Origin of the sequence: Nitratireductor aquimarinus (genome assembly GCF_017255295.1) — a bacterium.
GTDB classification, from domain to species: Bacteria; Pseudomonadota; Alphaproteobacteria; order Rhizobiales; family Rhizobiaceae; genus Nitratireductor; species Nitratireductor aquimarinus.
Map to the genome: position 1 here is coordinate 189,137 of NZ_JAFKDE010000008.1, position 25,799 is coordinate 214,935.

The following is a 25,799-nucleotide window of genomic DNA, read 5'->3' on the forward strand; positions in this document are numbered from 1 at the left end:
GAGGCCGGCAGAGTCGCGTGATGCAGGAGGTAGCAACATGAATGTGACAGACACCGTTTACGTCAAGCTGAGACGGCGCCTGATCTCTGGCTATTACGATCCCGGCACCAAGCTGAAAGAGGAAATGCTGGCAAGCGAGCTGGAGGTCAGCCGGACCCCGGTGCGCAGCGCCATTGCGCGGCTGATCTCCGAGGGGCTTCTCATGCCGGGCGAAAAGCGCGGTGCGCTGGTCACCCCATGGCGCGAAGAGAACACGGCCGATGTCTTCACACTGCGCATCCTTCTTGAAGGTCACGGGGCTTTTCTGTGCGCCCAGCATGCCACCGACGAGCAGATAACCCTGCTTGAAAACACCTGCGATGAGATGGAGCAGGCTTTTGCCGCGCGTTCGACGGGCTGGGTGAAGAAGCTCGATGCGGGCAACCGCACCATTCACGAAATGCTCTATGAGGGATCGGGCAGCGTGCATCTGCGCCTGTGCGGCCGGCATCTTCTGGAAATCCCGCAGGTGATCGGCGGTTTTTTCATCTATGAGGACGCCGATATCGAAGAGAGCCTTCGCCAGCACCGGGAGATCGTCAAGGCCATTCGCCTCGGGAATGGCGAATGGGCGCGGTCCGCCATCGCCTGTCACCTGAATGCCGCGCTGGAGCGCTTCAGGCGGCGCACCGGGGGCAACTGAGCCGCCCCCGGAAAATGCCCGTTAATTGAAAACCGCTCAGGCGGTTATTCGACGCCAAGGAAACGGAAGGGTTCGGCCTTCTGGAAATCCTCGTTGACGACGCCGGAATAGATGTTCGTCTGGTTCGGCCCGAGATCGAGCTTCATGACGCTGCCGGTTTCTTTCGAAAGATCCAGCTTGTTCATGTCGACCCAGAAGATGTTCGGGGTGAGCGCAGACTCGAAGAAGTAGAGCTTGCGCTCGTGATCGGCGACGGTGCGCCAGCGGGTCGAGGAAATGTTCGGCTGTTCGGGCGTGGAAATGCCGAAGGGAACCGAAGCATTGCGGATCACGCTGAAAGCGCTCGCGATGGTTTCGACCGCATTGTCCGTCTTCGGGATTGCGTTCACATAGAAGGAAGCGCGGGCGAAGCGGTCGGCTGCGCGGTTGGTGCCGGGCAGCATCACGGTGCCGCCAATCTGCTTCCAATACGCATTGAGCGCCAGCTGCTGATCGAAGGTCGGCGAATTGGTCATCACCTGATAGTCGCGGCTGTGGTGGATGACCTGCTTGCCGTCGATATATTCCACGATGGCGCTGTCGCCGCTCGCATCAGAGATCGAAAGATGAAGCGTTGCCAGCCGGGTTTCGCCGGGAACGTCTGCGGTGACAATGGTGTAGGGGTTTTTCTCCAGCGCCTCGACGGTTTCGGCAACCGTTGCGAAATTGTCGAGCACATACTGCGCCCATGCGCCAAGCGAGAGCGTGGGCGCATCGCCTTCAACCTTCGGGTATTCGGACTCGACCAGCCACAGAACATTGGCAACGAGACCTGCCTCGTTCATGCCATCTGTCGTGGAAACGTCGTAGCCGGACGTGATGACGCTGCCATATTTCGACGTCCACTCGATCGAGTTCGGGCCAGCTTCGCCGGAGCGCTCCATGCCGCGCGGGAACACCCAGATGTTGGAGCCAACATCGGTTTTCCAGTCCATGGAACGGGCGGTGATAACCTGATCGGCAGCACCCTGATAGACAAAGCGGGTGCAGGCCTCGGCCGAGGTGGGCATCAGAACGCTGCTTGCCACGAAAGCAACGACAAAAGCGATTATTCCAAGGATGATTGTCATAGAATCTCTCATTTCCGATAACTCCTCAGCCGAATAACGACTATACTGGAAACAAAACTATAAGATTCCGAAATGTTGTGCTTGTGACAGAGCGAAATAGTGTTTCGTCCTGTCTTCGCGCATTTCCTCGAAGGATGAACTTCAGCCCAGCGCGACCAGCGCGGCCAGAACGTCCGAACGGCGCAACATGCCGACGAGGCGGGAGCCGTCGACAACGGGAAAGACCCGGTAGGGCTTTTCCAGAAAGGCTTCGGCAGCGCTCGTAAGATCGGTGGTCAGCGACAGGGTGACAACCTCGCTGCTCATGTGATCGGCGACGGTGCCTTTCCATTCCTGATAATAGCTCGCATTGAGCGCAGGCCGAAAACAGTCTTTCTGCGTGACGATGCCCATGAGCGCACCGCTGTCGTCGACCACCGGGGCGGCAGCTGCATCGGCCTCGACAAGAAGCGCGACGGCGCGGCGGATCGGCATATCCGGTTTCAGAACCGGCATGTCCTTTTGCAGGATGGCTTCCAGGGTCGCGCCATTCGTCATTGCTGGCTCTCCTGCCGGCTACGGTTCGGGCAGCCCTCACAGGCGACATCTTTCAGGCAGGCCATGCCGCCGCAGGAGCCCTTCACGGGCCCACGCCCGGAAAACAGGCCGACGGCAAGGCCGGTTGCCGCGAGAAGAAAGATCGCCAGTGCGAGAAGGATCTCCATGCCCGTTCCTCAGATCAGGTGGCGGTCGAAACCGCCCGTGGTGACGGTCGAAAGTTGTGTGCCGTCCTGAAAGAGGAAAAGCGCTGCAATTCCGTTGCGCCGGGCGAGCGCGGGACCATCCGCATCCGCAGCGGTGAGCGCTGTGGCCCAGCCATCGGCCAGCATCGCGCTTTCAGCCAGAACCGAGACCGATGCAATCGTCCCGTCGACCGGCGCGGCATGGCGCGGGTCCATGATGTGGCTGTAGCGTCGTTCGCCGATCATATAGCTCTGCGCGCGCAGCCCCGACGTGGCGACCGCCATGCCGGAGGGCAGCCGAAGGCCGGCAACAGCGCCGATGGCGTCGGGGCGGGGATCTTCGATGGCGACCTGCCAGTCGCGTCCCGAAGGATGCTGGCCGAGCGCCTTGAGTTCGCCGCCAAGATCGACGAGGAAGTCGCCATGGCCCAGATCCGCCACGCGGCGCGCCACAAGGTCGAGCGCATGTCCCTTGGCGATCCCGCAAAGGTCCATGGTCAGGCCCGGCGCATCCTTGGCGAGACTGTTTTCCGTGGCCGCGAGCCCCTGCCAGCGCGGGATGCTGTCGCCGCTGATCGGGCCGAACCCCCAGCGCGCGATGAGCGGGCCGACGGTCGGATCGAACCAGCCATCGCTCGCCCCCGCGATGCCGAGCGCAGCCCGCGCGACCAGCGCGGTCTCTGCCGAAACCGGGGCTTCCTTGTGAGCGCGGTTGAAGGCGCTGATCTCGCTGTCGTCCCGCCAGGGCGACATCTGCCGGTCGACCTGCGCAAGGAGCGCATCAACGGGTGCGCGCAGCCTCTCGGCATCAGAACTGTCGGGCAGGGTGATGCGCCACGCGCTTGCAAAGGCCCGGCCTTCAATGGTGCGCGTGGCCGGGTTTTCCATCGCTGCACGGGCCCCGCCTGCGGTTGCCAGTGTCGCGCCGGTCAGCGCCAGCATGTGGCGGCGGGTAAGGTTCAGACGCATCGTTCAGCCTCCGAAGTCGTCATTGTATATCATATGCGGCTCCACACCCAGTTTTGCGAGTGTGTTGAGCACTGCCGAGATCATCACCGGCGGGCCGCACAGATAGTATTCGCATTCCTCTGGCGCGGGGTGCCCGGCCAGCGTGGAACGCACCGTGTCGTGAATGAAGCCGGTCGCGCCGGTCCAGCGATCACCCGGTGCGGGATCGGAAAGGGCGGGCGTCCAGCGGAAGTTTGGATGCGCTTTTGCGATGGCGTCGAATTCCTCGACATAGAAGAGGTCCGCTGCCGAGCGCGCACCATAGAAGTAATGCATCTTGCGCTCAGTGCCGAGGCCGATCTGCTCGTGGATCATCGCGCGCAACGGGGCCATGCCCACGCCGCCACCGATGAAGACCATCTCGCGCTGCGTCGGCTGAACGTGGAAATCACCGAACGGGCCGGATGCTTCCACCCGGTCGCCGGGTTTCAGCGAGAAAAGCCAGGAAGAAACGATGCCCGGCGGAATATCCGTCTCGCGGCCGGCCGGCGGCACGGCCAAACGGATGTTGAACACCGCACGGCCCGCATCCTCTGGCCGGTTGGCGATGGAGTAGGCGCGGGTAACAGACGTGTCGGAAACCGAGCGCATGTCAGGCCAGTCCGCAAGCCGCCATGTTTCACGGAACGCCTCGTCCACCGCCATGTCCTGAAAGTCGAGTTCATAGGGCGGCGCGGTGAGCTGCATGAAACCACCGGCCTGAAAGTCGAATGGCTGGCCTTCCGGCAGTTCCAGAACGAGTTCCCGGATGAGCGGGGCCAGCTGGCGATTGGAGACAACACGGCAGGTGAAGCCTGTCGCCCCCAGGAAGGCCTGTGGCACGGTAACGGTGCAGGAGCCGCGCAGGGCGGTCTGGCAGGCAAGGCGCACATGCGCCTTGCGCTCCGCCGCTGAAAGAATGCCTTTTTCGGTCGCCTGCGGTTCGCCCGCCCCTTCGCCCTCCACGGTGACGCGGCACAGCCCGCATGTGCCCGAGCCGCCGCAGGCGGCGGGAATGCCGATGCCCGCTCCATGCAGAACGGCAAGCAGCCGGTCGCCGCGCGCGGCCTCGATGGGCATGGTCTCGTTCACGGTGACCGTCAGCGCTTCCGCCGGAACCAGTTTGCGGCGTGTGGCCAGAAGCGCAAGCGTCAGCGCCACGATCAGCGCGACAATGATGACGGCGCCCAAAAGGATCTCGGTCATGACGCCACCATCTGCGCAAAGGCGGAAAAGCCGAGCGACATCATGCCGGCGATGATGAAGGTGATGCCAAGCCCCCGCAGCCCCTCCGGCAGGTTCGCGTAGGAAAGCCGCGTGCGGATCGCGCCGAGCATGATCACTGCCACGGCAAAGCCCGTACCCGCACCGAGCCCGAAGACGGTGGATTCCACGAAGTCGAAGTCACGCTCGACCATGAACAGGCTACCGGCCAGGATCGCGCACTGCACGGTGAGCAGCGGCAGGAAAACACCGAATGACGCGTAAACCGCCGGGAAAAAGCGGTCGAGCACCATTTCGAGAAGCTGCACGGTCGCGGCGATCACGCCGATGAAGGCGATCAGCGCGAGATAGGAAAGGTCGATGCCCGGCGAACCCGCCCAGGCCCATGCGCCCGGAGCGAGCAATGCGTGATAGATCAGGTTGTTCAGCGGCACCGTGACGCCCAGAACGGCGATCATGGCAATGCCGAGCCCGACGGCCGAGCCCGTGCGCCGAGAAAGCGCGATGAAGGTGCACAGGCCGAGAAACAGCGTCAGCGGCATGTTGTCGACAAAAGCCGCGCGCAGGAAGAGGGCGGCAAGCTCGTTCATGCGCCATCCTCCCCGGTTTCCGGCGGCGTGAACTCACCGGCCTCCACCTGTTCGGGAAGAAGGCTGCGGATCGCCCAGACAAGGCCGCCAAGCAGGAAAAAGCCGGAGGGCGCAAGCAGCATAAGGTTGAGCGGCGTGAACCAGCCACCCTGATCGACCGTCGGCAGAAGCTGCCAGTCAAGCAGCGTTCCCGCGCCGAACAGTTCGCGCAGGCTGCCGATCAGGATCAGCACGAGCGAATAGCCAAGCCCGTTGCCCAGCGCGTCGATCATCGCGCGCCCCGGCGGATTGTGCCGGGCGAAAGATTCGGTGCGGCCGAGCACAAGACAGTTGGTGGTGATGAGGCTGACGAACACGGACAGCCGCTGGCTGATCTCGAACAGATAGGCCTGCAGCAACTGGTCGATGACGATGACCAGCGAGGCGACGATCACGATCTGGACGATGAGCCGGATAGAGGACGGAATGTGGTTCCGGATCACGCTGATAATGCCGGCGGACATGACCAGAACCGCCGTCAGCGAGGCCGACATGGTAAGCGCCGTCGCCACCGAAGTCGTGACCGCGAGCGCCGAGCAGATGCCAAGAATCTGCAGGGTTACCGGGTTCTGCCGGATCAGCGGTTCGGTAAATGTGGTCCAGAGGCGCGGCTGGCTCGACATGGCTCAGAATTCTCCGCGCCGGATTGCCGTCAACAACGGCGCATAACCATCGGGGCCAAGCCAGAACCGGACCATCCGCGTGATGGCGTTGGAGGTTCGCGTCGCGCCGGTGATCCCGTCGACCTCATATTCATTGCCGGCGCTGCCGCGCGCCACGGCGAAGCGAATGTCGCCGCGCGCATCGCTGATCTGCCTGCCGCTGAATTGCGCCAGCCAGGAGGGCTCCTCGATGCGTGCGCCGAGGCCCGGCGTTTCGGACTGGCCGGTAATCGCCATGCCCGCCACGGTGTTCATGTCGCCCTTGAGCGCGATGATCGCGTCAATCGGGCCGTTATAGCCCGCACCGCTGATGGGCAGGAGGGCGAGCGAAATTGCCCCATTGGCGTCGCGCAGGAGATAGATCTGGGCGTAGTCCGGGCGCTGACCGAGCCCGGCAAGATCCTCGCCGGCAGTGAGCGTCGTCCAGTTAGCGCTGTCTTCGAGCGCCGCAGGCAGCGTTTCCGGCGTCACCTCTTTTGCCGCCGCACCGCGTTCCAGATCGATCACCACCGTCGACAGTGCGCCACCTTCGGCGGACAGAAGGTCCGACATGCCGGGAATGCCCGCGATGAGGTTTTCCAGCCGCGCCTGCTGTTCCGCGGCGCGGTTTGCCGCCTGAATGGGGCGCAGCACGACCGTTGCCCCGCTCACCATCAGCGCGCATATGGCCGACACGAGAAAGGCGACGATCAGCGTCTTGGCGCGGCTTTCATTGGGCAGCGCCAGAAAGCGACGCCACAGGGCGATCGGGTTCAACTCAGCCATGACGTCTTCTCCTGCGCGCCGTCCAGAGCGCAATCGCAATCTCATCCAGAAGGGGTGCTGCCAGCGAGGCGAGCAGCGCTGCCGAAACGGCCACCTGCACCGGCGCTCCATGGCCCCAGCCAAACGCAAAGAGTGTCACCAGCGCGCCATAGAGCGCGCCGTTCAGCCAGCCACCGGTGCGGGTGGAGGCGCTTGTCACCGGGTCCGTGACCAGAAGCGCCAGCACAACGCCGAATGCGGGCAGAACCGGCGCGATGGGCAGGTCTGCAAGCCATGCGATCAGGATGACCGCCAGTGCGCCGGCGATCAGCCGGGCCGACATCACGCCAAGCAGCATGCCCAGCGCGAGCGCCGGTATGGCCGCCCATGCAACCGGCAGGGCAAAGTCCGGCCATGGCGCGGCGGGAAAGCCAAAGCCCAGAAACGCGATGGTGACGGTCGCCGGGTTCAGGACATTCCGCCCCCAGCCGCCGAAAATAAGTTCCGCCATCACCGAGCCGAAGCTGATGCCCAGAACGAGTTGCAAAAGGCTGAGCTCCTGCGGCGCAAGCATGGCCACGGCCAGCCCCGTCAGCGCACCGGCAAAAGACGGGGGCTGTGCGCGCGCCAGCATGAAAATCACATGCCAGAGACCCGAGATCAGCAGCACGAACAACAGCCTTCCGACCGCTTCCGCACCGCCGAACCACAGCCAGGTCAGCGCCATCGGCATCAGTGCGAGCAAGAGCAGCATTGCCACCATCTCGCGGTCCCAGAGCCCCCTCGTCACGCCGGCGCCTCCTCGGCTTCGATGCGGTTCAGGATGATGCGCAGCTGCTTTGACAGCCGGGGCCGGGCGCCCGTTGCATAATCTGCAAGGGCCAGATCCTCTTCGACCAGCGAAAGCGCTCCCAGCCGGACGGCCGTTTCTTCATCGCCAGACGCGATGGCCCGCAAAAGAGCAGCGGCTGGCATGTCGCCGCCCATGGCCTGATCGAGCGCGGCGGTGGGAATGACGGGCAAATGCCGTGCCGCTTTTCTGAGCGCGGTTCCGAACCAGTGGTGCTTCACCGCACCGGTCTCGCGTGGTGAAACCGTGACCTGCCGGTCCCGCGCGCCGAGCCAGTGTGCGGGGCGTCCGTCCAGCGCAGAACCGCTCAGAATTTCGTGCGCACCGGGCCGCACGACAGGCTGGCTGAGGCCGCGCAGATCCGCGCCATGCTGACAGCGCACAAGCCGCCTTTCGCGCAGCGCCGAACCGGTCACCGAGACAAGCCGCGTGCCGGGCAGAAGTCCGGTTGCAAGCAGCGCTCCAAGATCGGCTACATCCTCAGCCTCGATATCCCAGACGCGAATCTCCGGCGCGGCCGGTCGATGACGGTGGATCTGGATGCCGGCAAGGCCCTGCGGATGGTTGCGCCCGCAGGAAATGCGCGAGAGGCCGGCAGGCACTGCACCGCCAAAGTGCTTGCCCGCTGGTTCGCAAAGAAACAGCCGGTCTTTCGTCAGTTGCGAAAGGGCTGCCAGCCCGCGCGAAAAATCTTCCTCGCGCCCCTCAAGGGCCAGCGATGGCGCAGGCGCGCCGGGTCGGCTGTCCACCGCCATGACGAAGATCGCGGCAGGGGCCTCGTCAGCGTGCGGCATGCGTCCGAACGGACGGCTGCGGAACATCCGCCACAGGCCGGAAGACTGGAGAAGCGCTCGCAGCGCATTGCCATCGACTTCCGCGTTTCCGGTCTCGAACAGATGACGTCCGCCATCGGGTTCATGAAAGAGAAGAAGCTGCGAAAGCCGCCGCCCGGACTTCAGATCAAGTGAGGCGATTCGCCCGGCCATCGGCGCGACAAGCGCGACCTGCGGCGCGTTTCTCAGGCGCAGAAGCGGTTGCCCCTGCGCGACGAGTTCATCCTCGCCCACCAGCGCTTCAACGCGCAGTTCTTCACCGGGAGATGGCGTCAGCGCCGCCTCTTCGGTCAACACCTCAACAGGGTTTTCCGATTGCAGGGGCACCCGGTCATGCGGGAAAACGAGGCCTGCGGAGAAGGCCGGGCCGAACATGCTCCGTCTCCGATGGATTTTCGACGTTTGACCGGCGTTTGAGGTTTGCCGGAATGCGTCGAACTGATTACCATTCTTTACGGCGACAGTTTAGGAACATACCGGCGGGGTGGAAAGCCATGTTTTTCAAAACGAAGAACTTAGTCACGACAACTATCGCTCTTGGCGCATTTGTTTCTGTTCTTTCGTTCGCTGCCGTGTCGCAGGAACAGGCGGCTCCCGCAAATTCCGAATCATCCGAGATCGAGGAAATCGAAAAGGCGCTTGCGCCCTATGTGATGCCCGAGTCCGGACCGTTCCGCCCCGATCAGATCGAGATCGCCAACAAGGCCGCGATAGCCGCCTGGGCGCGCTCGGCTCATGCGGATGCGCGTTCAGAGTCTTTCTCGCACTGGAACGAAGACGGGGCCATCCCGCCAAATTGCGCGACCTGCCATTCGGGCGAAGGGTTCCGCGCCTTTCACGGTCTTGATGGAAGCGCACCCGGCCTGCCGGAAAACCCCATCCCCACGGGCGGCGTTGTGGACTGCGAAACCTGCCACAATCCGGGTCTTTCCGCGATCAAGGAAGTCAAGCTTCCAAGCGGTCTGTCGCATCCAGTCGCGCCGGGCGAGGCCTCCTGCATCACCTGCCATCAGGGCCGCGCGGCTGGCGTCACCGTTGCCACTGCGGTGGGCGAAAAGGATGAGGACACGCCCGACAAGGAACTGCGTTTCATCAACCCGCATTACGCAGTGGCTGCGTCCATGTGGCTCGGCGGCTACGCCGCATCCGGCTATCACTATCCGGGGAAGGAATATTCCGGCCGCTTCTTCCATGCACGTCCGGTTTCCACCTGCGTTTCCTGCCATGAACCGCACACGCTGGAAGTGTCGGAACAGACCTGCATGACCTGCCATGAAAACGCGGCTCTGGACGACATTCGCCTATCGCGCGTGAGTTTCGATGGCAGCGGCGATGTGAAAAAAGGCATCCGCGCCGACATCGCAGCCAATGCCGACCGGCTGAAGGGCCTGATGACCGCCTACGCAGCCGAAGTCGCCGGCGCGCCGATGATCTATGACGGCCATCGCTATCCCTATTTCTTTGCAGACATGAACGCAGACGGGCGGATCGACGAGGTCGATGGAAGGGCGGTTGGCTATAACGCCTGGACCCCGCGTCTTTTGAAGGCCACCTATAACTGGAAATTCGTCACCGCCGACCCCGGCGCATTTGCGCACAACCCGCATTATGCGCTCGAGCTTCTTTATGATTCCATTGAGGATCTGGCCGGCGCGCTGGGTCAGGACATGACGGCCTGGAACCTTCAGCGGTAAGCGAACAAGGCGGGTTTGAGGACCCGCCGCGTTCTTGACAAGCGACCGTTCCTCTTACACGAGCTTTCCGATACGCCACCCTTCATGGTGGCCGGCAAAGAGTTCGGAAAGGGTAGGAACATGTTCGACAGCGCTCACATCGCCGAGGCCGTTGCCTGGCGTCACGACCTGCATCGTCACCCCGAATTGGGGTTTCAGGAAGAGCGCACGTCGAAACTGATAGCCGGGCTGTTGCAGGGCTGGGGCTGGCAGGTGCACACCGGTCTGGCTGAGACCGGCGTGGTTGCGCGGCTTGGCGAAGGCGGGCCTTCGATCGGCCTGCGCGCCGATATCGACGCCCTGCCAATTGAGGAAGCCACAGGCCTCGAATACGCTTCGACCCATCCGGGAAAGATGCATGCCTGCGGGCATGACGGCCACACCGCCATGCTGCTTCTGGCTGCACGCCAGATCGCAGCCGAGGGCGTGAAGGACGGAAATGTCACGCTGATTTTCCAACCGGCGGAGGAAAATGACGGCGGTGCGCGGGTGATGATCGAGGAGGGGCTTTTTGGCAAATTCCCCTGCGACACGGTGTTCGGCATTCACAACTGGCCGGGTCTTGCGCCCGGTCGGCTGGTCGCCCGCGACAGCGAGATGATGGCCGCATTCGCCATCTTCGAAATCGTGATCGAGGGGCGCGGTGGTCACGCCGCCATGCCAGAGCAGAGCGACGGTGTGGTGGCTGCGGCAGCGCGGATGGCGGCGGCTCTTCAGGAATTGCCTGCACGCCGCCTGTCGCCGCTGGTGCCGGGCGTTGTGTCGGTAACGCAGATCCACACCGGTTCCGCCTTCAATGTCTGCCCGGACCGTGCGATTGTCAGCGGCACGGCCCGCTGGTTCCAGCCGGAGGCCGGTGACGAGATCGAAAAGCGGCTGGGCGAAGTGGTGCAGGGCGTTGCCGCCGCCCATGGCTGCCGCGCCCGCGTCGATTACCAGCGGCGCTATCCCGCGACGATCAACAGCGCCGCCGAGGCGGCTCTCGTGCGCCGCGTCGGGGACACGATGGGGCTCGATACGGGCGAGACCGGGCCGAGCATGGCGTCCGAGGATTTCGCTTTCATGCTCAACGAGAAGCCGGGCGCGTATATCTGGCTGGGCGCTGCACGCGAGGGCGACAATCCCGGCCTGCACTCGCCCCATTTCAACTTCAATGATGACGTGCTGCCGACCGGCTCTGAATTCTGGGTGCGGCTCGTGCGGCAGGCGCTGGCCGCCTGATGGACGCGCTGGACAGTCGTTTCCTGCGCGAGTTTCTGGTCGTCGCCCGCGAGGGCTCGATCCGCCGCGCAGCCGAACGGCTGAACATCGCGCCCTCGGCGATCAGCCGCAAGCTGGCCGAGGTCGAGGCGCGGCTGGGCGTGGCGCTGGTGGCGCGCAGCGCACAGGGCATCACGCTCACGGATGCCGGGCGTCTGGTGCGCGAACATGCGCTGGTGCAGCAGGATGAGCAGACCTTTCTGCTCGATCAGATCGGCAAATTTCGCGAGGCCGGCGGTCAGGTGGTGCGGATCGCGGTTGGCGAAGGCTTCGCCGCCGATCTCATGCAGAACGGTCTGGCCCCGCTTGGCGCACGCCACCCGCATCTGCGTTTCCGCATAGATCTTGCCGGAACCGAAGAGATCCAGCGCCGCGTGGTCGAGGGCGAGGTTGATCTGGGCATTGCCTACAATCCCGTGCCGACCGAGGCCACGCGCTCCGTCGCCTTTGCGCGTCAACCACTCTGCGCTGTCGTGCCCGTCGGTTCGCCGCTGGCGGCGCGCGAACACATCCCGCTGGCCGAGATGCTTGCCGAGCCTCTGGCCATGCTCGATGCGCGTCACGGCATCCGCACGCTGGTCGCGCGCGCGGCAAGCGATCTGGGGCTGGCGCTGCGTCCGCAGGTGGAAACCTCCTCCATCGCGGCGCTGATCCGCTATGTGGGCGCAGGCATGGGCGGCACATTTCTGCCCCGCTTCTCCGCCTCCATTCAGGCCGAGCGCGGCGAGGTCGCCATTGTCGATCTTGATGAAGAGAGCCTTCAGCATGTCAGCGCGCATCTGATGGTGCGCGCCCGCCGGCGACTGCCGCAATCGGCGGCTGTGACCGTCGATTATCTGGCTGCGCACATGGTCGCCTTTCGCGATTAGATCGCCGTTCAGTGTTGCGATAATCGCAACGCAACGTGCCTGTTTACGGGGCTACTCAACAACACGCTGTCACCGCAATGTCATGAAAGCCAAGTGAAACGGGAGGTATCATGACGCAGTCGGTCGGTGTGATCGGTCTTGGAGCAATGGGAATGGGCATGGCCCGGTCCCTGTCCGCCGCAGGCTTTTCAGTTGCAGCCTATGATCTTTCCGCAGAAGCCATGGCCCGCGCTGCCGAAACCGGCATCGTCACCCATGAGACGCCCGCAGCGGTGATCGCGGCAAGCGACGCCATCGTGCTTTCGCTGCCTCTGGCGAGCCATGTCGAGGCGACCGTCGAGGCGGGGCTGGCGGCAGGCGCATTCAGCGAGCCGAAAATCATCATCGATACGTCCACCTCCGAGGCGGCGGTGAGCCGCCGGCTTGCCACAAGGCTTGCAGACCTCGGCCATGGCTTTCTCGATGCACCGGTGAGCGGTGGTCCCCAGGGAGCAGCAAGCGGCGCATTGTCCGTGATGCTCGGGGGCGATGAACAATGGCTCGCCAGGGCGCAGCCGGTTCTGGATGTGATTGCCGCCAAGGTGATCCATGTCGGGCCGAGCGGCGCCGGCAACATCGCCAAGCTCGTGAACAACATGCTGGTCGCCTGTCACATGCTGACCACGGCTGAAGGCCTGCGCCTTGCCGAAGCCTCCGGCCTGCCGGCGGAAGACGCGATGCGCGTCATCAACAGCGCCACGGGCCGCAGCGCCCTGAGCGAGATCCATTTCCCCAACTGGGTTCTGAGCGGCAGTTTCGACAGCGGGTTCTCCGCCGGGCTGATGCGCAAGGATGTGCGGCTGGCGCTCGAACTGGCGCAGGAAAGCGGTTGTGCCATGCCCGTGTCGGAACTGGTCGCCAGCCTCTGGTCCGAGGAGAATTCGGGCGTTTCCGACAATCAGGATTTCATGCTGCTTGGCCGCGTTGAGGCCGGGACGAAAGAGAAGACGAATGGCTGACGACATGATCCCCGCACACGATACGCGCGCCGAAGTCGCACACTTGCTGACCGGGCTTCTGGGCAGCGCCGACGTGCAGAACCATGTGGGCGGACAGCTGATGCCGGGCGACGGCGAAACGCTGGCGCTCACCGATCCCGCCACCGGCCGGGTCTTTGCCGAGTTTCCGGATGCCGGTGCGGCCGTTGTGGATGCCGCGGCCGGGGCGGCCATCGCGGCGCAACGCGAATGGTGGGGCAAGACGGCCTCCGAGCGCGGGCGCATCATGTTCGAGATTGCGCGCCAGATTCGTGCGCATGCCGAGCCGCTTTCACGCCTTGAAGCGATTTCCGCCGGGCGACCGATCCGCGATGCAGCCGGTGAGCCAGCCCGCATGGCCGAGATGTTCGAATATTACGCGGGCTGGTGCGACAAGATCACCGGCGATGTAATCCCCGTGCCTTCGAGCCATCTGAATTACACGCGTCACGAACCCATTGGCGTCGTGACGCAGATCACCCCCTGGAATGCGCCGCTCTTCACCTGCTGCTGGCAGGTTGCACCGGCGATCTGCGCCGGCAATGCGGTCATGCTGAAGCCTTCCGAGCTGACGCCGCTCAGCTCGCTCGTCATCGCCGCGCTGTGCGTGAAGGCCGGCGCGCCGAAGGGGCTTGTCAACGTGATTGCGGGGCAGGGGCCGACCGCAGGCCAGAAGATGATCGAGCATCCGGCAACGGGTCTGGTGGTCTTTGTCGGCTCGGCCACGGGCGGCGCAGCCATTGCGTCCGCTGCCGCGCGCCGTCTCATACCGTCCATCCTGGAACTCGGCGGCAAGTCCGCCAACATCGTCTTCGGCGATGCGGATATCGACCGTGCCGTGGTCGGCGCGCAGGCGGCAATCTTTGCTGCGTGCGGCCAGAGCTGCGTGGCCGGCTCGCGCCTTCTGGTGCATCGCAGCGTCCATGCCGAGCTCGTCGGCAAGCTGGCGGAAGCGAGCGCGCGCATCCCGGTCGGCATGCCGCTCGACATGGCAACGCAGATCGGCCCGGTCAACAATGCCCGCCAGTGGGACAAGGTCGACGGTATGGTGCGCACTGCCGTTTCCGAAGGCGCGCAGCTGGCCACCGGTGGCGGCAGGCCGGAAGCCCTCGGAGAGAGCGGCGGCTTCTTCTACGCTCCGACGATCCTGGACGGCGTGTCCCGCGACATGGAAATCGCGCGTGAAGAGGTGTTCGGACCCGTCCTCTCCGTTCTCTCCTTCGACGACGAAGAAGAGGCTGTGGCGCTCGCCAACGACACGCCATACGGGCTCGCAGGCGCAGTCTGGACGCGCGATGTGGGGCGTGCGCACCGGGTTGCGGCGAAAGTTCGCGCTGGCACATTCTGGATCAACAGCTACAAGACCATCAACGTCATGTCGCCCTTCGGCGGCTTTGGCCAGTCGGGCTACGGGCGCTCTTCCGGTCGGGAAGCGCTCGCCGCTTACACGACAACAAAATCTGTCTGGGTCGAAACCGCAGCCGACCCGACCATCGGCTTCGGTTACGCGCCGGGCTGAATCGTATGGGCGGCCCCCTCGGGCCGCCTTTTGTTCCATCCGGGGCCGCAGAAAGAACGGCCCCCGGATCATGAGAGGGGATCTCTATGGAGAAGACGAAAGATATTCTTTTCGACTGGCGCCTTCATTTGAGCGTGCTGGTCATCACCGTCATTGCGGAGGCCGTCGGCGTCATCGCAGTGCCCATTGGCATCGGCTCGATCCTGCTTCTGCCGCTGCTCTACGCCTTCGTGATGGGTCTGATTCTCAACCCCAATGTGATCAGCAAGATGAAGGGCTGGATGGGGCAGCGCGAGGTTCGCGCAGCATCACCGCTGATCGTGATCGCGATCATGCCATTCATCGCCAAATTCGGCACGATCATCGGACCGTCGATGGAGAAGATCATCGCCGCCGGTCCGGCGCTGATCCTGCAGGAGCTGGGGAATCTGGGCACCATTCTGCTCGCCTTCCCGATCGCCGTTCTGCTGCTCGGCATGGGGCGCGAAGCGGTTGGCGCAACCTTCTCCGTCGCGCGTGAGCCGAACATCGCGATCATCGCCGACAAATACGGCCTGAAGTCCCCCGAAGGCGCGGGCGTCATGGGCGTCTATGTGATCGGAACGCTGTTCGGCACCTTCATCTTTGCCATTCTGGCTTCGCTTCTGGCGACGTCGGGCTGGTTCAGCATCGAGGCGCTGGCCATGGCCTGCGGCATCGGCTCGGGCTCCATGATGGCCGCCTGTTCCGGCGCGCTGACCCATGCCGTGCCGGCAATGGAGGAGCAGATCCTCGCTCTGGCCGGGGCCAGTAACGTGCTGACCTACGCAACCGGTCTTTACCTCTGCATCTTCGTCGCCCTGCCGGTGACCGAGAAGCTTTATGACCTTCTGGGCCGCAAAGAGCCCGCCACCAACAACGCCGGAGAATGATCATGAGCACTGCTGAACTCCCCGTTGATTACGAAGCCGAGGCGAAGCCGGATCTGGCAGAACACGCTGTTCTGCTGCTCGTTGTTTCCCTTGTTGCGCTGGTGGGCAACACGGTCGCGACAGACGCAACCGTCCTGCAGGGGCTGGCCGGACTGGCCGTCCTTTACGTGATCGCCATGGTGGGCCTCGTCCTGACCTATGTGGTGCCGCTCAAGCTGCCATCCGTTGCGTGGATCTCGCTCGTCGGCATTCTGGTGACCCTGCCATGGACACCGGGCAGCGCCTGGGTGCTCGACAAGGTGAGCCATGTGAACTTCCTCACGCTGGCCACGCCCTGCCTGGCCTATGCCGGTATCGCCATCACCAACCGCGAAATCAGCATCGCCAAGTCGTCCGGCTGGAAGATCTTCATCGTGGCGGTCTTCGTGATGACCGGCACCTATGTCGGGTCGGCCATCATCGCAGACCTGTTCCTTTGACCAGCGCCCTGCGGCCGGTGCCCTGAGGGCAAAGCGGCCGCAGGAATTGAAAACCAAAGCGGCTTTCGAGCGCCGGAATGGCCCTCGGAAGCCGTTTTCTTTTTGTCGCTCGACATGAGTGAGCCGCTGCCCCTGGAAACGACCGGCATCCCTCTCTCCATAGTCCTCCACCTGCGCATAGACGCTCAATGAGCGGATGAAACCTCATTTATTTCATGTGATTGACGCGCTTCCCAAAGCGCGCTCCAGTCTTGCGCGGGGCTTTGCGGAAGGCCGTTTCGATCATTTCATTTGACGGCATTTTTAAAACGACTTAATAAGTTCGGTAACAGAACGAACTAAAAGAAGACGCCGTGAACGAAGCTCCGCGCATCTCCCGTCAATTCTCCCTCTGCATGGTCATGGAGGCGATCGTTCATTGCGGTCCGATCTCCCGCGCCAGCATCGCCAAGCAGACCGGTCTCTCCAAACAGACGATTTCCGAGATCGCCCGTCAGCTCGAGGAAGATGGCTGGATACGCGAGACGGGGCGCACCACGGGGCATGTCGGGCGCAGCGCGGTCACATATGAGATCGTTCCGGATGCGGCCTGCATCGCAACCGTCGATCTGGGCGGCACCAAAGTGCGTGCGGCCATTGCCGACCTGTCGTGCCAGGTGCTCGCGGAAGTGACGGAACCGACCGACGAACGCGGCGGCATTCATGTGATCCGCCAGATGGCGCGTCTCTGCCGCGAGGCCGCCGATCTCAACAACATCACTTACGAAAAAATGCGCATGGCCGTGGTCGGCGTCCCGGGCGCTCCCGATCAGGAAAAAGGGCGCATCGCGATGTCGCCCAATGTGACGGGCTTCGACACGCTTGATGTCAGAGCGACGCTTGCAGGCGAGCTCGGCGTCGAGGTTATTCTGGAAAACGACGTCAATCTCGCAGCCATTGGCGAGCACTGGATCGGCAGCGTCGCCGGCGTCGATGATCTTGCCTATATCGCGATCGGCACGGGCATTGGCGCAGGCCTCATGGTCGGTGGCGAACTGGTGCGCGGTTTCGGAAACGCAGCCGGAGAGCTTGGATTCCTGCCCTTTGGCACCGACCCGTTCGAGGCGGAATCGCTGCAGGTCGGCGCTCTGGAACGTGTGACCGCAACGGTCGGCATTCGCAGGCGCTACAAGGAATTGTCCGGCACTGAACTCGACGTTCCCGGCATTTTCGATGCCCTGCAGGCGGGTGACGCGCACGCCGTACAGGTGCTCGACGAGACCGCCCGCTATGTGGCGCGCGCAGTGGCGGCAATCTGTGCCATCACCAATCCGGGCAAGGTCGTTCTCGGCGGTTCCATTGGCAGCCGCATGGAGCTTGTCGAACGTGTACGTGACCTTCTGCCGCTGTGCTTCCCGTCTCCGGTGGAACTCGATGTTTCCGAGCTGGGCGCGCGCGTTGCCATCGTTGGCGGCGCAGCCGTCGGGCTGACACATCTTCACGCCACGCTTTTCTCCGGAGGCATCCCCGGCGCGGAAATCACGCTGCCGCCGGCCCGCGTTGTGAAACTGGTGGAGGCGGCACAATGACAGGCGGCAACACGCTTCAGGAGAGGCTGAAGAGCGCTCTGGACGCCGATGCGGCGGTGGCGCTGCTCAAAGGCGCGATCGCACGCGAGAGCGTGACCGGCAACGAAGCGAACTTCGTGTCCTACCTTCAGGAGCAGATGCAGACGCTCGGTCTTGCACCGCAATCTGCCGACTTTCTTCCCGGTCGCCCGAATGTATGGGGCGCGCGCAAGGGCCGCGGCGAAGGTCCACGCCTTCTCTTCATCGGGCACACGGACACGGTTCACGTGCGCGGCTGGGCCGAACACTGGAAAGGCACCGAGCGCGAAGACCCGTTTTCGGGCGCCGTCATCGATGGCGAGATCTGGGGCAGGGGCTCCGGCGACCTGAAGGCCGGCATCACCGCTTCGCTTTCGGCCCTCGCACTTCTCGACCGCGCCGGCATCAAGCTCAAAGGCGGTGTCGCCTACGCCTTTGTCGGCGACGAGGAAAGCGGCGAACCCGACACGGGCGTGAGCGCCGGCATCAAGGATCTGACGCAGCGTTTTGAAAGCGGTGAGATCGAGAAGCCGGATTTCGCTGTCTATGTCGAGCCGACACAGCTTTCCATCTTTCCCGCCCAAATGGGCTTTTTCATCGCGGATGTGACGATCACCGGCAAATCGGCCTATTTCGGCGTACCTGAAGAAGGCGTCGATGCGCTGAAGGCCACGCATCGGGTTCTCGAAGCAATCTGGCGGCACTCGGACGTCATTGGCGCACGCGCCAGCCATCCGCTCGTCGGCCGGGCCTTCGCTCTCGTAACGGGCATCGAAGGCGGCGGTTACATCGCGGTTCCGGGCGAATGCCGCTTCTCGCTGATCCGCAAGCTTCTGCCCGGCGAGGCGCTGGACGATGCCGTCGGTGAACTCGAAAGCGTGATCAACGAAGCGATTTCTGGCACCGGCACCACCGTGGCGATCAACTATCCCGCCGGGCGTGACCATCCCCATGGCGGCTCGCCCACCGAGGTCGATCCCGAGCGGGCCGACATACAGGCGCTTGCCGCTTCGATGAACGGTGCGCTTCCCGGGCGCGGCGCGATTGCGGGCGCGCCTTACTGGTCGGAAGCGCCGTTCCTGATCGAGCGGCTCGGCTGTCCAACGGTCTATTGCGCGCCGGGCGACATCACGAATTGCCACACTTTCGAAGAGCGGGTGAGCGTGGAGGAATACCTCGCCGGCATCGTCGGGTTCGCCAGTTTCATCGCCGGCTATTGCGGCACTCAAAACGCATAAACGCCCAAAAGGGCAAAGCAAAGGGGAAGAGGAGAACACAATGTCTATCGTCAATCTGCTTCGCGCAGCATCTTTGTCTGCGCTACTCGCTGCCGGTGCGGCTCACGCACAGACCGTTGGCCCGCAGGGCGAAACCGCCACGCCGTCCGGTGAGATATCCGTGCCCGACGACAGGGTGGATGCACTCAAGAACGGCAAGCATCGCGCGGCCCTTCTCTGGCACGACCAGTCCGATTTCGTGAACGCCGTCACCGCTGGCGCAAGCGATGAGTTCGCGCGGCTCGGCATCGAAGTCGTCGCCACCACCAGCGCCGGTTTCGACGCAGCCAAGCAGCGCAGCGACATCGAGACCGCCATGGTCAAGTCGCCCGACATCATCCTGTCCCTGCCGCTCGATCCGGTAACCTCGGCAGCCGCATTCGAAGAAGCGAAGGAAAAGGGCGTAAAGCTCGTTTTCCTGTCGAACCTGCCGAAGGACTATGTGCACGGCACGGATTATGCGGCGGTCGTGACGGACGATCTGTTCCAAATGGGCAAACAGGCTGCCGACGCGCTGGCGAAGGCGATGGACAGCAAGGGCACGGTCGGCTGGATCTACCATGATGCCGATTACTACGTGACCAACCAGCGCGACAACGCATTCAAGACCACCATCGAGAACGATTATCCGGATATGAAGATCGTTGCCGAACAGGGCATCAGCGACCCTGCGCGCGCCGAGGAAATCGCCAACGCGATGCTGCTGAAAAACCCGGATCTGGGCGGCATTTTCGTCACCTGGGCAGGGCCGGCCGAGGGCGTTCTCGCGGCGTTGCGCGCCAATGGCAACAAGACCACCAAAATTGTCACGCTCGACCTGAGCGAGCCCGTGGCGCTCGACATGGTGCGCGGCGGCAATGTCACGGCCATCGTTGCGGACGAAGCCTATGAGCTTGGCCGCGCCATGGCTGCGACCGGCGCGCTTGCCATTCTGGGCGAGGAAACGCCCGCCTTCATCGTCGCACCCGCCGTCACCGCGACCGCCGACAATGTGGGTGAGGCCTGGCAGCAATCGCTGCACGTCGATGCGCCGAAAAGCGTGATGCAGGCCGGAAAATAAGATCAGCGGGCCAATGGTCGGGGGGCCGGCCCGCACAGAGCATCGGACCGAGAAGTCGAGCCCCGTTCTCGGTTCGATGCTCCATTCAAAAGCCCGGATCGGCCTTTGTGCGTCCCAATGGACGCAGCGATCCGGAATCTCGCCGAAATCTCGGAGGAAATGAAATGAAACTCAGGGCTTTGCTTGCCGCGATGCCGCTTCTCGCAACCAGTGCGACGATGGCCTTTGCCGAACAGCCAAAGACTGTCGGCCCGAACGGTGAAGCGCCGACGCCGGCCGCCTCGCTCACACTGAGCGACGCGGACATCGAGACCATCAAGTCCGGTGGCCACACGGCGGCGCTCGTCTGGCACGAGCTTTATGACTGGTCCAACGCCGTTGCCCAGGGTGCGAAGGATGAGTTCGTCCGGCTTGGCATCGAGATCGTCGCCGAAACCGATGCCGGGTTCGACACGGCCCGTCAGAAGGCCGATGTCGAGACGGTGATGGCCCGCGAACCGTCGATCATCGTGTCGCTGCCCATAGATCCGCCGACGGCGAAATCGGTCTACGGTGTCGCGCGCGATGCCGGTGTCAAACTCGTGTTCATCGACAATGCGGTTGAGGGCTTCACCCATGGTGAGGACTACACCACCGTGGTGTCGGCCGATCTCTTCCAGATCGGCAACAAGGCCGCAGTCGCGCTTGCAGAATCCATCGGGGGCAAGGGCAAGGTCGGCTACATGTTCCATGATGCGGATTTCCCGGTCACGAACCAGCGCGATGGCGCGTTCAAATGGACCATCGAGAACGATTATCCGGAAATCGAGATCGTCATCGAGTCCGGCATGACGGACCCGGCAAACGCCGAGAACATCGCAAGCGCGATGCTCTCCCGCAATCCCGATCTCGACGGCATCTACACGCCCTGGGCCGAGCCCGCTCTCGGCGTCCTGTCCGTTCTTCGCCAGCAGTCCAATGACCACACGAGAGTGGTCACGATCGATCTGAACGAGCCGGCTGCGCTCGACATGCTGAAGGGCGGCAACATCGCGGCGATTGTTGCCGATGAAGCCTACCAGATCGGTGTCACGGCGGCGCGTGCGGCGGCCGCTGGCCTTCTCGACAAGCCGGTAGAGCCGTTCCTCGTCGTGGATGCGCTCAGCGTCGGCTCCGACAATGTCGTCGATGGCTGGATGCAGTCCATGAACCGGCAGCCCCCGGAAACGGTCAAGGCAGCCGCCCGGTAATCGTCCCGGCAGGCCGTTTCGGCGGCCTGCCAGTCAGCACAGTTTTCAGAGACATCACATGTTCCAGCGCACTCCCGCGATTGCCAGAAAGTTCGATCTGCAAGGCAGTGTCATCTATCTGGGTTTCATTGCGATCTTCCTCTTCTTCGCGGTCACGCTTGCAGATGACGGCTTCCTGACAACCAGGAACCTCTCGAACATCGTGCTTCAGACCGCCCCCGCGACGATCATGGCCATCGGCCTCGTCTTCGCGCTGTCGGCAGGCGAGATCGATCTTTCCTTCGGCTCCATCGTTGCCGTTGCCGCACTTTCCGGCGCCGTGGTGATGCAGGAGCACTCCATGTTCCTTGGCATTCTTGCCGGGCTGGGAGCCGGTCTCGCCATCGGCTGGATCAACGGAGTTCTGGTGGCCTATCTGCGCCTGCCATCCTTCCTGGTGACACTGGCGACCATGGGCCTGTTTGCCGGCGTTGCACGCTCCATGACGGATCTGCGCTCCATTCCCGTGCTCAACGACACGTTTGCAGGCTTTTTCGGCTCAGGAACGCTCTTCGGCATTCCGTCGCTTGTTCTGTGGACACTCGGCGCAGTGATCGTGGGCCATCTGGTCTATCGCGAAAGCCGTTTCGGCGCGCATGTGATCGCGACCGGCGACAATCCGCGCGCCGCACAGGTCTCCGGCATCAAGGTGCCGCGGATCCGGCTTGCGGTTCTGATGATCAGCGGCGGCTGCGCCGGCCTTGCCGGCCTCCTTTACGCAGGGCGGCTTCAGGCAGCCAAATACACGCTTGGAGAAAGCGATCTCATGACGGTGATCGCGGCCGTGATCGTCGGCGGAACCGCGCTCAATGGCGGCAAGGGGTCGATCATCGGCGCTCTCGTCGGCTCGCTTCTGATGGGCATGCTCAACAATGGGCTCATTCTGATGGGGCTTGCGGTTTCCGATCAGATGATCGTGCGTGGACTGATCATCCTCCTGGCCGTCGCCATTTCCCTGCGGGACACGACCCGCGCCTGACCCGAATTTCTGGAGAGATCTCATGTTTCTCGATGTTCTGAGACGCCGCAACCCGGCCTTCATCGAAGCGGCCATCCGCCTCCATCAGGAAGGCAGGATTCCTGCCAATGCCTATGTTCTCGATCTCGATGCGGTCGAGGACAACGCCCGTCACTTCCGCGCAGCAGCCGACAGGCACAACCTCAAGGTCTTCGCGATGACCAAGCAGGTTGGCCGCAACAGCGGCTTCTGCAAGGCAGTCATGCGCGGCGGCATTGACCGCGCCGTGGCGGTCGATATGGCATGCGCCGTCGCCTGCGACCGGGCCGGTCTGAAAACCGGGCATCTGGGCCACCTCGTTCAGGTGCCGCGTCACGAGGCTCCCATGGCCGCCTCCCATCTCGCCCCCGATTACTGGACGGTTTTCAGCCGCGAGAAGGCTGAGGAAGCAGCACAGGCGGCAAAGCGTGCCGGGCGCACGCAGTCGCTCCTTGCGCGCATCCACACGCAGAGAGACACGTTCTACCGCGGACATGAGGGTGGTTTCCCGGCAGAGGAAATTGCCGAAGTGGCCGCGATGATGGATGCGTTCGACGGTGCGCAATTCGCCGGTCTCACCACGTTTCCCGCACTCCTTTACGATCAGGAGAAGAAGAAGGTTCTGCCCACGCACAACCTCACCACGCTGGCGCGTGCGGCGGAAGCTCTGGCAAAAGCCGGACGCACTGGCATCGAGGTCAATGCGCCGGGCACCACCTCGTCCATCGTTCTGGACATTCTCGCCGAGGCCGGGGCCACGCAATGTGAGCCGGGCAATGGCCTGCACGGCACCACGCCGCTGCATGCAATCGAGGATCTGCCTGAGCAGCCCGCCGTACTCTACCTCTCCGAGGTTTCGCATCTGCACCAGCAGCGGGCTTACTGTTTCGGCGGCGGTCTCTACATCGATCCGGTCTTCCCGGATTACGATGTTCAGGCAATCGTTTCCGACACCCCCACCGTGGCGCAGAACGCCATGGCGAGCGTTGAAATCCCGCCGCCCTCGGCAATCGATTATTACGGCATGATCGACACGACGGGTTCGGCGAAACCCAAGCCGGGCGACAGCGTGGTGTTTGGCTTCCGCGGTCAGGCTTTTGTCACCCGTGCCTTCACGGTCGGCGTTTCCGGCATTTCAAAGGGCGATCCAAGGGTCGAGACCATCGAAAATCCGTTTGGCGTCGTGCAGGACTGGCCGGAGCTGAGGTAAATCATGACCGCACATTCCGAAAAAGAAGCCGGCCCCGTTCTGGAGCTTGAGAACATTCACAAGGCGTTCGGTGGCGTCGTCGCCATCGAAAACTTCTCGCTGGACCTGAAAGCCGGCGAGATCGTCGCGCTCGTGGGTGACAATGGTGCAGGCAAGTCGACCCTGATCAAGATCATCTCCGGCGTACACGCCCCCACTTCGGGTACGATCCGGCTGGATGGCGAAGCGGTCAGCTTTTCCGATGCCAGCCAGGCGCGCTCGAGCGGTATCGAAGTGGTCTATCAGGATCTCGCCCTTGCCGATCAGCAGCCCGTCTACATGAACCTGTTCCTCGGACGCGAGAAGGTCCGCAAGCCCTTCGGCCTTCTGGACCGTCAGGGGATGATGCAGGAGACGCAGGCGCTGGTGGACGAGCTGGATGTGCGCATCCCCTCGGCGAGCGCAACGATCCGCGATCTTTCTGGCGGTCAGCGTCAGGGCGTTGCCATTGCCCGCGCCACACATTGGGCGTCCAAGCTCATCCTGCTTGATGAGCCGACGGCCGCGCTGGGCGTTGCCGAAACCGCCAAGGTGGAACAGATCGTGCAGTCGCTGCGGGAGCGCAATCTCGCGATCCTGATCATCAGCCACAGTCTGGATCAGGTGTTCCGTCTGTCGGATCGGATCTGCGTGCTGCGGCGCGGCGTTCAGATCGGCATTCGCGAAACCGCGAAGACCGACAAGAACGAAATCGTTTCGATGATTACCGGTCTCGCATAGAGGCCGTCTGGCCGGCGGGGAGCATGCCTTGCACAACCCCGCCAGCCTTTCCCGTTAAGGAGCGTCTCTAAATAAGGCCGAGCCCGTTCACCAGGATCAGAACGATGGCAAGCGGCGCGACATAGCGGATGATGAAGTGCCATGCGCTCACCAGAACCGGCGCAATTGCCGAGCCATCAACCAGTTCCGCCACGGCAGTGCGCCTGAGCGTCCAGCCCACGAAGATCGCGACCAGAAGTCCGCCGAGCGGCATGGTGATGTTATTCGTGAAGAAGTCGAGCGCATCGAGCAGGCCCTTGCCCCCGATCGTGTAGCCCGACCAGATGCCGAGGCTCAGCGAGGCGGGCACGGCAAGCGCGAAGGTGATCACGCCGATGATCAGCGCCACCTTGCGGCGGTTCGCTTCGCCTTCATCCACGAAATACACGATCACCACTTCCAGAAGCGCGACTGCGCTTGTGAGCGCCGCAATGGCGAGGAGAAAGAAGAACAGCGCGGAAAACAGAGCGCCGAAAGGCATCTGTGCGAAGATCGACGGTAAAGTGATGAATGTCAGGCCGGGGCCTGCCGAAGGCGTTGCGCCGAATGCGAAGACGGCCGGCAGGATCACAAGCCCGGCCAGCACCGCGACCGCCGCATCGAGAAGCGTTACCGCCACTGCGGATGTGGCGATGTCGTCATGACGGTTCAGATAGGAACCGTAGGTGATCATCGCCCCCATGCCGAGGGACAGCGAGAAGAACGCCTGTCCAAGAGCCGCCAGAAGCGTGTCCCAGGTGACCTTGGAGAAGTCGGGTTTCAGGAAGAAGGCTAACCCTTCGCCCGCACCTTCCAGCGTCAGCGAACGGAACACGAGAACGAGAAGAATGAGGAAGAGCGCCGGCATCAGAAAGCGCGCCGCGCGCTCAATGCCGCTTGCAACACCGCCCAGCGCAACGAATACGGTAAGCGCGATAAACACGGCCGTATAATACACCGGTTCCAGCGGATCCGTGATGAAGGCGTTGAAGGTGCTTCCGACCTGATCGAGATCGGAAACGAGGATCGATCCGGTGATCGACTTGACGGTGTAGGCAAGCGTCCAGCCTGCAATCACGCAATAGAAGGAGAGGATCAGAAAAGCGGTCAGAATGCCCATATAGCCGACCAGCGGCCACGCGCCGCCCGCCAGTTTCTTGAATGCCCCTGCGGGATCTAACTGCGTCGAGCGCCCGATAATGAGCTCTGCGACGAGGAGCGACAGGCCGATGGAAAACACCATCGCCAGATAGATGAGAAGAAACGCTCCGCCCCCGTTTTCACCAGTAATGTAAGGAAAACGCCAGATATTGCCGAGGCCGACAGCCGAGCCGGCCGCTGCCAGGATGAACCCCATTCTTGAGGTCCAGTGTTCGCGATTATGTGCCATTTGAT

26 protein-coding genes are annotated in these 25,799 nt (G+C 63.2%); 15 read left to right on the top strand and 11 right to left on the bottom strand.

Annotation, left to right across the window (positions count from 1 at the left end; genetic code table 11):
* Positions 1-37 precede the first annotated feature (37 nt).
* Positions 38-682 (top strand): GntR family transcriptional regulator, encoded by a 645-nt coding sequence (locus JYP46_RS15305; protein WP_162742436.1) that lies wholly within the window; start codon positions 38-40, stop codon positions 680-682.
* 44 nt (positions 683-726) lie between these two features.
* On the opposite strand, the gene JYP46_RS15310 is transcribed toward JYP46_RS15305, so the two are convergent.
* The 10 genes from JYP46_RS15310 to JYP46_RS15355 form a co-directional block, all read right to left on the bottom strand.
* The gene (locus tag JYP46_RS15310) at positions 727-1,731 is read right to left on the bottom strand and encodes a linear amide C-N hydrolase (protein WP_224873291.1); all 1,005 of its coding nucleotides are present in this window, start codon (positions 1,729-1,731) and stop codon (positions 727-729) included.
* Positions 1,732-1,932: 201 nt separating this feature from the next.
* On the bottom strand, positions 1,933-2,328 hold the full coding sequence (locus JYP46_RS15315) for a CBS domain-containing protein (protein ID WP_113156865.1): 396 nt from the start codon (positions 2,326-2,328) through the stop codon (positions 1,933-1,935).
* A complete protein-coding gene (gene nqrM, locus JYP46_RS15320; RefSeq protein ID WP_113156866.1) occupies positions 2,325-2,495 on the bottom strand; it encodes a (Na+)-NQR maturation NqrM in 171 nt (56 codons plus the stop codon). The genes JYP46_RS15315 and nqrM overlap by 4 nt, the downstream gene beginning before the upstream one ends.
* A 9-nt stretch (positions 2,496-2,504) precedes the next feature.
* Positions 2,505-3,482, bottom strand: coding sequence for an FAD:protein FMN transferase (locus tag JYP46_RS15325; RefSeq protein ID WP_206548587.1), 978 nt, complete (start codon positions 3,480-3,482; stop codon positions 2,505-2,507).
* A gap of 3 nt (positions 3,483-3,485) precedes the next feature.
* Positions 3,486-4,706, bottom strand: a complete 1,221-nt coding sequence (gene nqrF / locus JYP46_RS15330) for an NADH:ubiquinone reductase (Na(+)-transporting) subunit F (protein WP_206548588.1) — start codon at positions 4,704-4,706, stop codon at positions 3,486-3,488.
* Positions 4,703-5,314, bottom strand: coding sequence for an NADH:ubiquinone reductase (Na(+)-transporting) subunit E (nqrE, locus tag JYP46_RS15335; RefSeq protein WP_113156870.1), 612 nt, complete (start codon positions 5,312-5,314; stop codon positions 4,703-4,705). Before nqrE ends, nqrF begins: the two co-directional genes overlap by 4 nt.
* On the bottom strand, positions 5,311-5,976 hold the full coding sequence (locus tag JYP46_RS15340; RefSeq protein ID WP_206548589.1) for an NADH:ubiquinone reductase (Na(+)-transporting) subunit D: 666 nt from the start codon (positions 5,974-5,976) through the stop codon (positions 5,311-5,313). Before JYP46_RS15340 ends, nqrE begins: the two co-directional genes overlap by 4 nt.
* Before the next feature lie 3 nt (positions 5,977-5,979).
* Positions 5,980-6,780 carry an NADH:ubiquinone reductase (Na(+)-transporting) subunit C gene (nqrC, locus tag JYP46_RS15345; RefSeq protein ID WP_206548590.1) on the bottom strand — a complete coding sequence of 267 codons (801 nt, stop codon included), beginning with the start codon at positions 6,778-6,780 and terminating at the stop codon, positions 5,980-5,982.
* Positions 6,773-7,549 (bottom strand): RnfABCDGE type electron transport complex subunit D, encoded by a 777-nt coding sequence (locus tag JYP46_RS15350; protein ID WP_222474164.1) that lies wholly within the window; start codon positions 7,547-7,549, stop codon positions 6,773-6,775. The genes nqrC and JYP46_RS15350 overlap by 8 nt, the downstream gene beginning before the upstream one ends.
* Positions 7,546-8,817, bottom strand: a complete 1,272-nt coding sequence (locus JYP46_RS15355) for a Na(+)-translocating NADH-quinone reductase subunit A (protein ID WP_206548591.1) — start codon at positions 8,815-8,817, stop codon at positions 7,546-7,548. Before JYP46_RS15355 ends, JYP46_RS15350 begins: the two co-directional genes overlap by 4 nt.
* Positions 8,818-8,936: 119 nt before the next feature.
* Between JYP46_RS15355 and JYP46_RS15360 the strand changes: the two genes are divergently transcribed.
* From JYP46_RS15360 to JYP46_RS15425, 14 genes are all read left to right on the top strand, one after another.
* Positions 8,937-10,136 carry a cytochrome C gene (locus JYP46_RS15360; RefSeq protein ID WP_222474165.1) on the top strand — a complete coding sequence of 400 codons (1,200 nt, stop codon included), beginning with the start codon at positions 8,937-8,939 and terminating at the stop codon, positions 10,134-10,136.
* A 120-nt stretch (positions 10,137-10,256) separates the two neighbouring features.
* Complete coding sequence (locus JYP46_RS15365) at positions 10,257-11,396, top strand: M20 aminoacylase family protein (protein WP_206548592.1); 1,140 nt, start codon at positions 10,257-10,259, stop codon at positions 11,394-11,396.
* Positions 11,396-12,304, top strand: a complete 909-nt coding sequence (locus JYP46_RS15370) for a LysR family transcriptional regulator (protein ID WP_206548593.1) — start codon at positions 11,396-11,398, stop codon at positions 12,302-12,304. The genes JYP46_RS15365 and JYP46_RS15370 overlap by 1 nt, the downstream gene beginning before the upstream one ends.
* A 110-nt stretch (positions 12,305-12,414) precedes the next feature.
* On the top strand, positions 12,415-13,302 hold the full coding sequence (locus JYP46_RS15375) for an NAD(P)-dependent oxidoreductase (RefSeq protein WP_206548594.1): 888 nt from the start codon (positions 12,415-12,417) through the stop codon (positions 13,300-13,302).
* Complete coding sequence (locus JYP46_RS15380; protein ID WP_206548595.1) at positions 13,295-14,839, top strand: aldehyde dehydrogenase family protein; 1,545 nt, start codon at positions 13,295-13,297, stop codon at positions 14,837-14,839. The genes JYP46_RS15375 and JYP46_RS15380 overlap by 8 nt, the downstream gene beginning before the upstream one ends.
* Before the next feature lie 86 nt (positions 14,840-14,925).
* The gene (locus tag JYP46_RS15385) at positions 14,926-15,750 is read left to right on the top strand and encodes a DUF3100 domain-containing protein (protein WP_113156879.1); all 825 of its coding nucleotides are present in this window, start codon (positions 14,926-14,928) and stop codon (positions 15,748-15,750) included.
* 2 nt (positions 15,751-15,752) lie between these two features.
* Positions 15,753-16,229, top strand: coding sequence for a hypothetical protein (locus JYP46_RS15390; RefSeq protein WP_113156880.1), 477 nt, complete (start codon positions 15,753-15,755; stop codon positions 16,227-16,229).
* A gap of 353 nt (positions 16,230-16,582) precedes the next feature.
* Entirely contained in the window at positions 16,583-17,797 is a 1,215-nt protein-coding gene (locus tag JYP46_RS15395) for an ROK family transcriptional regulator (RefSeq protein WP_328850666.1), read from the top strand.
* Positions 17,794-19,053: a M20 family metallopeptidase gene (locus tag JYP46_RS15400; protein ID WP_206548596.1), complete on the top strand. Its 1,260-nt coding sequence runs from the start codon at positions 17,794-17,796 to the stop codon at positions 19,051-19,053. The genes JYP46_RS15395 and JYP46_RS15400 overlap by 4 nt, the downstream gene beginning before the upstream one ends.
* A 40-nt stretch (positions 19,054-19,093) precedes the next feature.
* Positions 19,094-20,152: a substrate-binding domain-containing protein gene (locus tag JYP46_RS15405; RefSeq protein ID WP_206548597.1), complete on the top strand. Its 1,059-nt coding sequence runs from the start codon at positions 19,094-19,096 to the stop codon at positions 20,150-20,152.
* A gap of 164 nt (positions 20,153-20,316) precedes the next feature.
* Positions 20,317-21,381, top strand: coding sequence for a substrate-binding domain-containing protein (locus tag JYP46_RS15410; RefSeq protein ID WP_222474166.1), 1,065 nt, complete (start codon positions 20,317-20,319; stop codon positions 21,379-21,381).
* 58 nt (positions 21,382-21,439) lie between these two features.
* A complete protein-coding gene (locus JYP46_RS15415) occupies positions 21,440-22,399 on the top strand; it encodes an ABC transporter permease (protein WP_113156883.1) in 960 nt (319 codons plus the stop codon).
* 22 nt (positions 22,400-22,421) lie between these two features.
* Entirely contained in the window at positions 22,422-23,627 is a 1,206-nt protein-coding gene (locus JYP46_RS15420) for an alanine racemase (protein ID WP_206548598.1), read from the top strand.
* A 3-nt stretch (positions 23,628-23,630) separates the two neighbouring features.
* A complete protein-coding gene (locus tag JYP46_RS15425) occupies positions 23,631-24,386 on the top strand; it encodes an ATP-binding cassette domain-containing protein (RefSeq protein WP_206544875.1) in 756 nt (251 codons plus the stop codon).
* 67 nt (positions 24,387-24,453) lie between these two features.
* Here JYP46_RS15425 and JYP46_RS15430 read toward each other — a convergent pair whose 3' ends face one another.
* Positions 24,454-25,794, bottom strand: coding sequence for a sodium-dependent transporter (locus JYP46_RS15430; protein ID WP_206548599.1), 1,341 nt, complete (start codon positions 25,792-25,794; stop codon positions 24,454-24,456).
* Between the last annotated feature and the right edge of the window lie 5 nt (positions 25,795-25,799).

Coding starts and splice junctions, on each gene's coding strand:
- JYP46_RS15305 (WP_162742436.1), top strand. CDS start 38: ATGAATGTGACAGACACCGTTTACGTCAAGCTGAGACGGCGCCTGATC.
- JYP46_RS15310 (WP_224873291.1), bottom strand. CDS start 1,731: ATGCCCACCTCGGCCGAGGCCTGCACCCGCTTTGTCTATCAGGGTGCT.
- JYP46_RS15315 (WP_113156865.1), bottom strand. CDS start 2,328: ATGACGAATGGCGCGACCCTGGAAGCCATCCTGCAAAAGGACATGCCG.
- nqrM (WP_113156866.1), bottom strand. CDS start 2,495: ATGGAGATCCTTCTCGCACTGGCGATCTTTCTTCTCGCGGCAACCGGC.
- JYP46_RS15325 (WP_206548587.1), bottom strand. CDS start 3,482: ATGCGTCTGAACCTTACCCGCCGCCACATGCTGGCGCTGACCGGCGCG.
- nqrF (WP_206548588.1), bottom strand. CDS start 4,706: ATGACCGAGATCCTTTTGGGCGCCGTCATCATTGTCGCGCTGATCGTG.
- nqrE (WP_113156870.1), bottom strand. CDS start 5,314: ATGAACGAGCTTGCCGCCCTCTTCCTGCGCGCGGCTTTTGTCGACAAC.
- JYP46_RS15340 (WP_206548589.1), bottom strand. CDS start 5,976: ATGTCGAGCCAGCCGCGCCTCTGGACCACATTTACCGAACCGCTGATC.
- nqrC (WP_206548590.1), bottom strand. CDS start 6,780: ATGGCTGAGTTGAACCCGATCGCCCTGTGGCGTCGCTTTCTGGCGCTG.
- JYP46_RS15355 (WP_206548591.1), bottom strand. CDS start 8,817: ATGTTCGGCCCGGCCTTCTCCGCAGGCCTCGTTTTCCCGCATGACCGG.
- JYP46_RS15360 (WP_222474165.1), top strand. CDS start 8,937: ATGTTTTTCAAAACGAAGAACTTAGTCACGACAACTATCGCTCTTGGC.
- JYP46_RS15365 (WP_206548592.1), top strand. CDS start 10,257: ATGTTCGACAGCGCTCACATCGCCGAGGCCGTTGCCTGGCGTCACGAC.
- JYP46_RS15370 (WP_206548593.1), top strand. CDS start 11,396: ATGGACGCGCTGGACAGTCGTTTCCTGCGCGAGTTTCTGGTCGTCGCC.
- JYP46_RS15375 (WP_206548594.1), top strand. CDS start 12,415: ATGACGCAGTCGGTCGGTGTGATCGGTCTTGGAGCAATGGGAATGGGC.
- JYP46_RS15380 (WP_206548595.1), top strand. CDS start 13,295: ATGGCTGACGACATGATCCCCGCACACGATACGCGCGCCGAAGTCGCA.
- JYP46_RS15385 (WP_113156879.1), top strand. CDS start 14,926: ATGGAGAAGACGAAAGATATTCTTTTCGACTGGCGCCTTCATTTGAGC.
- JYP46_RS15390 (WP_113156880.1), top strand. CDS start 15,753: ATGAGCACTGCTGAACTCCCCGTTGATTACGAAGCCGAGGCGAAGCCG.
- JYP46_RS15400 (WP_206548596.1), top strand. CDS start 17,794: ATGACAGGCGGCAACACGCTTCAGGAGAGGCTGAAGAGCGCTCTGGAC.
- JYP46_RS15405 (WP_206548597.1), top strand. CDS start 19,094: ATGTCTATCGTCAATCTGCTTCGCGCAGCATCTTTGTCTGCGCTACTC.
- JYP46_RS15410 (WP_222474166.1), top strand. CDS start 20,317: ATGAAACTCAGGGCTTTGCTTGCCGCGATGCCGCTTCTCGCAACCAGT.
- JYP46_RS15415 (WP_113156883.1), top strand. CDS start 21,440: ATGTTCCAGCGCACTCCCGCGATTGCCAGAAAGTTCGATCTGCAAGGC.
- JYP46_RS15420 (WP_206548598.1), top strand. CDS start 22,422: ATGTTTCTCGATGTTCTGAGACGCCGCAACCCGGCCTTCATCGAAGCG.
- JYP46_RS15425 (WP_206544875.1), top strand. CDS start 23,631: ATGACCGCACATTCCGAAAAAGAAGCCGGCCCCGTTCTGGAGCTTGAG.
- JYP46_RS15430 (WP_206548599.1), bottom strand. CDS start 25,794: ATGGCACATAATCGCGAACACTGGACCTCAAGAATGGGGTTCATCCTG.